Below are 9426 nucleotides of genomic sequence, written 5' to 3' on the forward strand. Positions count from 1 at the left end.
CTACCTCGGCCGCGCCGACCGGCAGCTCAAGATCCGCGGCATGCGCATCGAACCCGCCGAGGTGGAAGCCGCGCTGCTGGCCCTGCCCTCGGTGACCCGCGCCGTGGTGTCGGCACACCGCGGTCGGCTCGTCGCATTCGTGACCGGGGACGGCGGCGTAGATGCCGAAGCGCTGCGCGCCCAACTGGTTCCGCGATACCCGTCGCACCTGGTGCCGGCGCGGATCGTGGTACTCGATCAGCTGCCGCTCACCGCCAACGGCAAACTCGACGCCCGGGCACTCGAGGCATACGACATCGACTCCGACGCGGCGGCCCCCGTCCGGACCGTGACCGAAGAACTGGTGTCCGGGGTGTTCGCCGCGGTGCTCGGGGGTGAAAGCCTGGGCCCGCACCGCAACTTCTTCGACATCGGCGGCGACTCCCTCTCCGCCACCGCGGTGACCGGCCGACTGTCGGCGGCGTTCCGGGTGGACGTACCCGTCAAGGCCCTGTTCGAGCATCCCACCGCCGCCGCGATGGCCGGCTGGCTCGACCGTCGGCACACGTCCGCCACCCGGCTTCCCCTCGTCCGCCGCGACCCGGCCGCCCGAATCCCGCTGTCGCCGCCGCAGCAACGGATGTGGCTGCTCCACCGCGTGAATCCCGGTGCGTCGGTGCACCACCTGACGTTCGTGCACCGGCTCGGCACCGACGTGAACGTGGACGCCCTGCGCCTGGCCGTCACCGACCTGGTGGAACGGCATGCCCCGCTGCGCACCGTGTTCCCCACCGACGAGCAGGGACCGCACCAGGTGATCCTGCCCACCGCGGACATCGACCTCACGCCGGTACCCGACATCGACGTCGAGCAGTTCGCGGCGCAACCGTTCCGGCTGGCGTCGGAGCCGCCGCTGCGGGTACGCCTGTGGTCGGACGGCGCCGAGCACGTACTCGCCGCAGTCGTGCACCACATCGCGCTCGACGGCGGGTCCCTCGACCGGCTGGCCGCCGACCTCGAGACCGCCTACGCAGCCCGGTGCGCGGGGCGCGAACCGCGCTGGGAGCCACTGCCCGTCGACTACGCCGACTACAGCGTGTGGATGCGCGCGGTACTCGGTGACCCCGCCGAGCCCGGCAGCCTCGCCCACACCCAGCTCGACTACTGGGCGCACACCCTCGACGGCGTCGACGCCCCGATCGCACTGCCCACCGACCGGCCGCGGCCCGCGCAACCCAGCCACACCGGTGCCGTCGTCGAATGGACACTGAACGACGCACTGCGTGAACGGCTGTCCGAGGTGGCCCGCAGCCGGGGCGTCACGGTGTTCATGGTGCTGCACGCCGCGCTCGCCGTCTTACTCTCGTGCGAAAGTGGGCAGTCGGACACGGTGATCGGTACCGCCGTGGCAGGCCGACCCGACCCCGCGCTCGACGCGCTGGTCGGGATGTTCGTCGGCACCGTGGCCCTGCGCACCGAAGTGACCGCGGCACACACCTTCTCCCAACTCCTCGAACAGGTACGGGCGGTAGACCTCGACGCCTTCGCCCACGCCGACGTGCCGTTCGACGCCGTCGTGGCCCGGGTGGCACCCCGCCGCTCCACCGCCCACAACCCGCTGTTCCAGGTGATGCTGGCATACCAGCACGCCGCCGCACAGCCCGCCGGACTCCCCGGACTCGCCGTCGACGGTGGCGAGAACGGTTCGGCGTCCACCGAATTCGACCTCGTGTGGGACATCACCGACACCGCCGGTGAGCTGACACTGCGGCTGCTCTACGCCACCGACCTGTTCGACGACACCACCGCCGTCACCCTGGCCCGGCGGTACGACCGGATCCTCGACGCAGTCGTGGCCGACGCATCCACCGTCGTCGGCGACATCGACATTCTCGACGCGGGGGAGCGGGCGGCGCTGGTGCGCGGTCCCGCCCGCACCCATCAGCCGAAGACCCTCACCGAGATCTTCGAAGCCCAGGTCCGGGCGAACCCCGACGTCGTGGCCGTCGAGGACGGCGAAGTGCACTGGACCTACCGCGAATTGGACGACCAGGCCCAGCGGTGGGCCGGCGCCCTCGCCGAACGCGGTGTCGGACCCGGGGACGTGGTGGCCGTGGCCACCGGCCGCGGACGGCACTGGGTGGCCGCCGTGTGGGCCGTGGCGAAGTCGGGGGCGGCGTGGGTCTCGCTCGACCCGTCGCACCCCGCCGAGCGGCTGGACTGGATGCTCACCGACTCCGCGGCGGTCGCGGGGCTCACCGTGCCGGAGCACCTCGCCGCCCTCCCCGCCACCGTCCCCTGGCTCCCCGCTGTGAGTACTTCTTACCCCTCCGTTGTTAATAAGTACTCACGGGTGGAGGAGGCGGCGTATGTGATCTACACGTCCGGCACCACCGGAACACCCAAGGGGGTGGTGGTACCGCACCGCGGCCTGGTGAACGTGGTTGCGGCGCAGGCACCCGTGCTCGACACCGGAGCCGACGTGCGAGTACTCCAGCTCGCCTCACCGACCTTCGACGCCTCCCTGTTCGAGATGCTCTATGCGCTCTCGTCCGGCGGCACCCTGGTGATCGCCCCCGAATTCGGATACGCCGGCGAACCGCTGGCCCGGATGGTGCGCCGGGCGCGGATCAGCCACCTCATCGCCACACCCACCGTGCTGGCCACCCTCGACGCCGACGAACTCGCAGCCGACGGCGCACGCACCGTCGTGTCGGTGGGCGAGAGCCTGCCGGACACCCTCGCCGCCACCTGGGCGACCCGGCACCGCCTCTTCAACGCCTACGGTCCCACCGAATTCACCATCCTCGCATCGGTGGCCGGCCCGCTCGAACCCGGAGCGGTGAACATCGGCAGCGTCATCGACGGCGCCGCCGCCCTCGTCCTCGACGCCCGGCTGCATCCGGTGCCCGACGGTGTGCCCGGTGAGCTCTACCTCGCCGGCAGCAGCGTCGCGCGTGGCTACCTGGGTCGAACCGGGCTCACCGCAACACAATTCGTTCCCAACCCGTACGGCAAGCCGGGCGACCGGATGTACCGCACCGGAGACGTGGTGCGCCGCAGCGCGAACGGAGCACTCCACTACCTGGGACGCCGCGACGCGCAGGTGCAATTGCACGGTATCCGCGTGGAACCCGCCGAGGTGGACGCCGCCCTCACCCGGCACCCCGACATCCGGTTCGCGATCACGGTGACCACCGAAACCGCCGCACTGGCGTCCTACGTGGTGGGGGAGCCGGGCACCGCGCTCACCGCCCACACCGTGCGCGACCACGCCCGCACCGTTCTGCCCCGGCATCTGGTGCCGTCCGCCGTCACCGTCATGGACAGCCTGCCGGTGCTGCCGTCGGGCAAGGTGGACCGAACCGCCCTGCCCGAACCGCACCTCGCGCCCGACGCCACCGCCGTCACACCGCCGTCCGGACCCGTCGAGACGGTGGTGGCCGAGGTGATGGCCCAGGTCATCGGTGTGGATTCCGTTGGCGCGGATCAGAACTACTTCGCTCTCGGCGGCACGTCCATGGGCGCGGTCGCGGTGGCCGGAGAACTGCGTACCCGGCTGGGCCGTGAGGTGCCCCTGCAATGGCTCTTCACCGACCCCACCGCCGCGCAGCTCGCCGCACGCATCGACCTCGCAGCACACACTGATTCCGACACCGCACCGTCCGAAGACCCGTTCGCGGCCGTGGTGCGTCTCGGCGGCGACGGCGACGGGCCGCCCCTGTTCTGTATCCACCCCGCCGCCGGTGTCGCGTGGTGCTACACTGGCCTGCCGGAGTACCTACCCGGACGCCCGCTGTACGGCATCCAGGCCACCGGGAACCCGGAACTACCGCACTCGGTCACCGAACTGGCCGCCCGTCACGTCGCCGCCATCCGCGCCGTCCAGCCGACCGGCCCGTACCACCTGCTGGGATGGTCGCTCGGCGGCACCGTGGCCCAGGAGATGGCCGTACAACTGCGCGAGGCCGGCCAGGACGTGGCGACCCTCGCCATGCTCGACGCCCTGCTGCCCGAACACCGGGCCGCGATCGTCACCGAGGCCGACGGTGGGCCCCCGCCGGACGAGTTGTTCGCCGAACTCGGCGGTGCGGTACCGGCCGATCGGCTGCAGTTCCTCCGCGAACTCCTCGCCCACCTCGAGCGGATCGCGGCGACACACCGGCCCCGGATGTTCGACGGAGACGCGGTGTTCTTCACGGCCGCACACGATCTCGACCGCCATCCCGAACCCGCGCCGGACTGGCAGCGTTACGTCGGCGGCACCATCCGGGAACACCGCATCGACGCCGTGCACTCCGACATGGTCGATCGCGGACCCCTGGCCGTCATCGGCCGGCGACTTCGGGGATCGGGGTGCCACTCGGGACCGTGACACTGCTGCCGCCCAGGACCGTGACCATCACTAGGATGCAGAGGTTCATTCGGGTCGAAGCGAAGAAATGACAGCACGATCACGCCAGCCTCCGAGCGTGAAGTCGATGGGAGACTCGATAGTGGAAATACAAGACTACCTGCGGATACTGCAAGCGCGATGGAAGATCATCGCCATCACCACTGTTGTGGCAATTCTCGGCGCACTGGGAGCCTCGCTGCTCACCACGCCGATCTACGAGGCGTCGACACGCATGTTCGTCTCCACCTCGTCCGGCGCATCCGTCAACGAGATCTACCAGGGAAACCTGTTCTCGCAGCAGCGCGTCACGTCGTACACCAAACTGCTCACCGGTGAAACGCTGGCGCAGCGGACCATCGACAAACTCGGCCTGGACATGAGCGCGCCCGCGCTCGCCTCCCAGGTGAAGGCCACCTCCGCACCCGACACGGTGCTCATCGACGTCAAGGTGCAGGATCCGTCTCCCGAACGAGCCCGGGACATCGCCAACGCCCTGTCCGACGAGTTCGTCGTCATGGCAAGGGAACTGGAGACACCCGAACGTGGCGGTGCACCGTCGGCGCGCGTCGTGGTGGAGCAGCAGGCGCAGACGCCGTCGGTGGCGGTCTCTCCCAAGACGAAGCGCAACCTTGCGCTCGGCGCCGCGGTGGGTCTGCTGCTCGGCATCGCACTGGCCGTGCTCCGCGACCGCCTCGACAACACCGTCAAGGACCGCCTCACCGTCGAGGAACTGGCCGGGTCGGCACTGATCGGCACCATCCCGTTCGACAAGGACCGGCAGACCGAACAGGCCATCAACTTCGCGGAGTCGAACTCGTCGAGCGCCGAGTCGTACCGCGAACTGCGCACCAACCTGCAGTTCCTCGAGGTCGACAATCCGCCTCGCGTCATCGTGGTCACCAGTTCACTGCCCACAGAAGGCAAGACCACCACGGCCATCAACATCGCTCTCGTGCTCGCCGAGGCCGGCCAGAAGGTGTGCCTCGTCGAGGGTGACCTCCGTAAACCGCGCGTGTCGAAATATCTCGGTGTGGTCGGTTCCGTCGGCCTCAGCAGCGTCCTGGCGGGCAAGGCGAGTCTCGACAACGTGCTGCAGACGACCAAGTATCAGGGGCTCGCCGTGCTGGCGTCCGGTCCCATCCCGCCGAACCCCAGCGAGCTGCTCGGCACCGCGACGGCCCGGCACGTCCTCGCGAACCTGCGGGAACGCTTCGACTACGTGATCATCGACGCCTCGCCGTTGCTGCCGGTCACCGATGCCGCCGTGCTCACCGCGATGGCGGACGGAGCGCTGATCATCGCCCGGCACGCCGAGACCAAGCGCGATCAGCTCGCCCGCGCCGTCGGCAACCTACACAGCGTGGGCGCCACGATCCTCGGCACCATCATCACGATGACCCCGAGCCGCGGCCGTGGTGTGTACGAATACAAGTACTACTACGAAACGGACAAGTCGCTGCCGCAGATGCAGCCCGAACCGGAGCCGGCCACCGTGGGCGTGCACCAGCAGGCACCCGTCCCGGTTCCGCACCAGCCCCAGCCCCGTCCGGTGCCGGTATACGGGCAGGAGCACAGCCCCCAGTCGAACGGCCACGGCCCGCAGAACTACGGCCAGCAGAACTACGGGTACGACGCATACCCGAGTCCGCCGGAAGAGGGCGCCCCGACCCCGCAGGGATCGGGACGCCGCCATCGCGAAGACCGCGACGAATGGTCAGGACCGAACACTCCGGGCCAGTAGCCCGAGCAGATCCGCAATCTCGGACCCGACGGTCAGGAATGTCTCCTCGTCCTGACCGATCGGGTCCGAGATGTCTTCAGGGGTCGTCTCCGCCTGATACAGCGGGCGGGCGGCCGCCAGTTCGTCCACCGACGCGGCATTCGCCACCTCGGCCAGACGGGCCGCTTCCTTGAGGGTGAACGTCCTCTTCAGCTGCTCGGGCGCCAAACCGAGAACCTTGTCACGCTGGCGCTCCGACATCGTGATGACGAGATCGGCCTTGCCGGCGATCTCCGGGGTGAGAAGGCGGGCGGCGAATCCGCTGGGATCGCCGCCGAGCCCCTCGAGGACCCGAGCCGCGGTCGGCTCCATGGGACGACCCACCATGGCCCTCGTACCAGCACTTTCGGCAGTCAGATCGGTGATCCCGAGCTCCTCGGCGAACGCCACTGCGAGGCGCTCGGCCGTGGGGGAGCGGCAGACGTTTCCGGTGCAGACGAAAAGAACATGCATGGGCGAAGCATAAGGTGTCGGGGCAAGCCTGCCGTACACGCACTGTTGGCTTGGATCACGAGTCGGGGAAACACCGCGCTCACCTGCAGTGGTTATCAAGGTTTTATGCGCTGCACCGTGTTTGGAACCGGATACCTCGGAGCAACCCATGCGGCCTGCATGGCCGAACTGGGCCATGAGGTCCTCGGCGTCGACATCGATCCGGGCAAGGTGGCCAAACTCTCCTCGGGTGAGGTGCCGTTCTACGAGCCCGGCCTGGCCGAGGTCCTGCGCCGCAACCTCGACGCCGGACGATTGCAGTTCACCACCTCCTACGAGGAGGCCGCCGCGTTCGCGGACCTGCATTTCCTCGGCGTCGGCACCCCGCAGAAGAAGGGAGAGTACGGCGCCGATCTGAGGCACGTGCACTCCGTGATCGACACCCTCGCCCCGCTGCTGGACCGTCCGGCCGTCATCGTCGGCAAATCCACGGTCCCGGTGGGGACCGCCGCCGAACTCGGCGCCCGGGCCCGCTTGCTGGCCCCGGCAGGCGACGGAGTGGAGGTGGCGTGGAATCCCGAGTTCCTGCGGGAAGGCTTCGCCGTCCAGGACACCCTGCATCCCGACCGGCTCGTCCTGGGCGTCGATCCCGGCCGTCCCGGCCACGCCGAAGCGAAACTGCGTGACCTCTATGCGCAACTGCTCGCCGAGGACGTCCCGTTCCTCGTCACCGACCTTGCCACCGCCGAACTGGTCAAGGTATCGGCCAACGCGTTCCTGGCCACCAAGATCTCCTTCATCAACGCCATCTCCGAGGTGTGTGAGGCCACCGGCGCCGACGTGACCCAGCTCGCCGACGCACTGGGCTACGACGCACGCATCGGCCGCCGCTTTCTCAATGCGGGGCTGGGCTTCGGTGGCGGCTGCCTGCCCAAGGACATCCGGGCGTTCATGGCCCGCGCCGGCGAACTCGGCGCCAACCAGGCCCTGCACTTCCTCCGTGAGGTCGACAGCATCAACATGCGCCGGCGCACCCGGATGGTGGAACTGGCCGCGCAGATGTGCGGGGGCTCGCTGCTCGGGGCCAACGTGGCAGTGCTGGGGGCGGCATTCAAGCCCGAGTCCGACGACGTGCGCGACTCACCCGCCCTCAACGTCGCCGGCATGATGCAACTGCACGGCGCCGTCGTCAGCGTCTACGACCCGAAAGCGCTGGACAATTCCCGTCGGCTCTTTCCCACCCTCAACTACGCCACCTCGGCTGTGGAGGCGTGCGAGAAGGCCGATGCCGTGCTGGTCCTCACCGAGTGGGCCGAGTTCACGGAACTGCAGCCCGCCCACCTCGACGGCGTCGTCCGCGCCCGGGTGATGGTCGACGGACGCAACTGCCTCGACGCGAATACCTGGCGGGCGGCGGGCTGGACGTACCGGGGACTGGGCCGTCCCTGAAGTGCACTTCCAAGTGCACTCCGCCGGATACAGGGTTGCCGCGTCGGTGGGCTTCGCTAGACTTCCGAACCATGCAGTAGCGGATTCCACGATCGGATTCGTGCACAGTCCAGTAAGGCGGCCCATGAGTTCGGTGTTAGGTGTGTCGGTCGGTGCGAGCGCGGTGCGCCTGGCCCGCCCCGACGCCGTCGATCGTGAAGACCCGCTCGGACGCCGCTTTCCCGACTTCCGCGCACAGGTGGTGGCCGCCGGGCGGGAGCTGCCCGAGGAACTCGCCGCCGAATCGATCGGCGTGATGCTCGCCGTCGGACCCGGTTCTGGACACGTACGGGCCACCGGCGTCGCCTACCGCGACGACGCGCAGGCCGGCGCGGTACAGGCCGCCATGGCCCGCCAGCACCTCGACAACTACCAACTCGTTCCCGAAGTCACCGCCGCACTGACCGTCCTCGACGCGTCCGGCGTGCTCGCCGACCGCTCCACCCTCGTCTTCTACGACCTCGGCAGTTCCGGGCTCACCGTCAGCGTCGTGGACCGGACGGTCGGGGCCGTGGTGCACAGCGTCCGCACCGACACCGTGAGCGGCGACGTCTTCGACCGTCTCATCCGCGACCACCAGTTGCGAGACGACCGCATCGCGCCGCCCGTCGATGCCGCAGCCAGTCATGCGCTCGACCTGCGGTGCCGCCAAGCGAAAGAACAGTTGTCCACCGGCGGCGCCGTGGCGGTACCCGGAGACGGCGGGCTGCTGCTCCTCTCGCGTGACGTGTTCGAAGCGCTCATCGCCGTCACCGTCGAATCGTCGGCCCGTCTCGCCCGTGAGGTGATCGCCACGTCGGGTCGAGTGCCCGACGCCGTCATCCTCCTCGGTGGAGGCGCGCGCATCCCGCTCGTCCGGTCGGTGCTCGCCTCGTGGCTGGCGTTGCCGGTGATCGTTCCCGACCATCCCGAACTCGTCGCCGCCCAAGGCGCCGCCCTGCTCGCGCAGCAGGGCCTGGTTCCCGCCCCGCAGACAGTCGCGCCGCCGCCACCCGCGGAGCCCGAGGCGTACCCCGCTCGGGACAACGCGTCGTCGAGTGTTCCGTCCTGGTTGAATGCCGCAACCCCGCCCCCCGCCCAGCGGGTGGCCCCGCGGCAGATCCGGGGCGCGGCACTCGCCGGCGGTGCGCTGGCCGTCATCGCGGTCCTCGGCCTCGGGCTCGGCTACGGCGGCACACTCCTGGACCGCACCGAAGGCGCGTCCCAGCCCGCCGAAACCCAGCCCACCACCACGGCGGCGCCCATCGCCGAGGTCGCGACCCCCGCACCGGCGCCGCCGCCCACCACCACCGTCGTTCCCGTCGAGGACCCCGTCGAGACCGCGTCCCCCATCGCGGTTCCCCCGGTCGAA

5 protein-coding genes are annotated in these 9426 nt (G+C 69.7%); 4 read left to right on the plus strand and 1 reads right to left on the minus strand.

All coding sequences use genetic code 11. The annotated features are described in order from the left end of the window. The first annotated feature begins 40 nt into the window (after positions 1–40). Together WAW17_RS22700 and WAW17_RS22705 are read left to right on the plus strand one after the other, a co-directional pair. Positions 41–4354 carry an amino acid adenylation domain-containing protein gene (locus WAW17_RS22700; RefSeq protein WP_422335165.1) on the plus strand — a complete coding sequence of 1438 codons (4314 nt, stop codon included), beginning with the start codon at positions 41–43 and terminating at the stop codon, positions 4352–4354. A gap of 121 nt (positions 4355–4475) precedes the next feature. After that, positions 4476–6116 carry a polysaccharide biosynthesis tyrosine autokinase gene (locus WAW17_RS22705; RefSeq protein ID WP_422335169.1) on the plus strand — a complete coding sequence of 547 codons (1641 nt, stop codon included), beginning with the start codon at positions 4476–4478 and terminating at the stop codon, positions 6114–6116. On the opposite strand, the gene WAW17_RS22710 is transcribed toward WAW17_RS22705, so the two are convergent. Continuing rightward, positions 6090–6608 (minus strand): protein tyrosine phosphatase, encoded by a 519-nt coding sequence (locus WAW17_RS22710; RefSeq protein WP_422335166.1) that lies wholly within the window; start codon positions 6606–6608, stop codon positions 6090–6092. The genes WAW17_RS22705 and WAW17_RS22710 overlap by 27 nt on opposite strands. Before the next feature lie 105 nt (positions 6609–6713). Between WAW17_RS22710 and WAW17_RS22715 the strand changes: the two genes are divergently transcribed. Together WAW17_RS22715 and WAW17_RS22720 are read left to right on the plus strand one after the other, a co-directional pair. Continuing rightward, positions 6714–8036, plus strand: a complete 1323-nt coding sequence (locus WAW17_RS22715) for a UDP-glucose dehydrogenase family protein (protein WP_422335167.1) — start codon at positions 6714–6716, stop codon at positions 8034–8036. A 124-nt stretch (positions 8037–8160) separates the two neighbouring features. Continuing rightward, on the plus strand, positions 8161–9426 hold a 1266-nt coding region (locus tag WAW17_RS22720), incomplete at its 3' end, for an Hsp70 family protein (RefSeq protein WP_422335168.1).

This window comes from Rhodococcus sp. (in: high G+C Gram-positive bacteria), from assembly GCF_049286785.1.
Classification (GTDB): domain Bacteria; phylum Actinomycetota; class Actinomycetes; order Mycobacteriales; family Mycobacteriaceae; genus Rhodococcus_F.

Coding starts and splice junctions, on each gene's coding strand:
- WAW17_RS22700 (WP_422335165.1), top strand. CDS start 41: ATGCGCATCGAACCCGCCGAGGTGGAAGCCGCGCTGCTGGCCCTGCCC.
- WAW17_RS22710 (WP_422335166.1), bottom strand. CDS start 6,608: ATGCATGTTCTTTTCGTCTGCACCGGAAACGTCTGCCGCTCCCCCACG.
- WAW17_RS22715 (WP_422335167.1), top strand. CDS start 6,714: ATGCGCTGCACCGTGTTTGGAACCGGATACCTCGGAGCAACCCATGCG.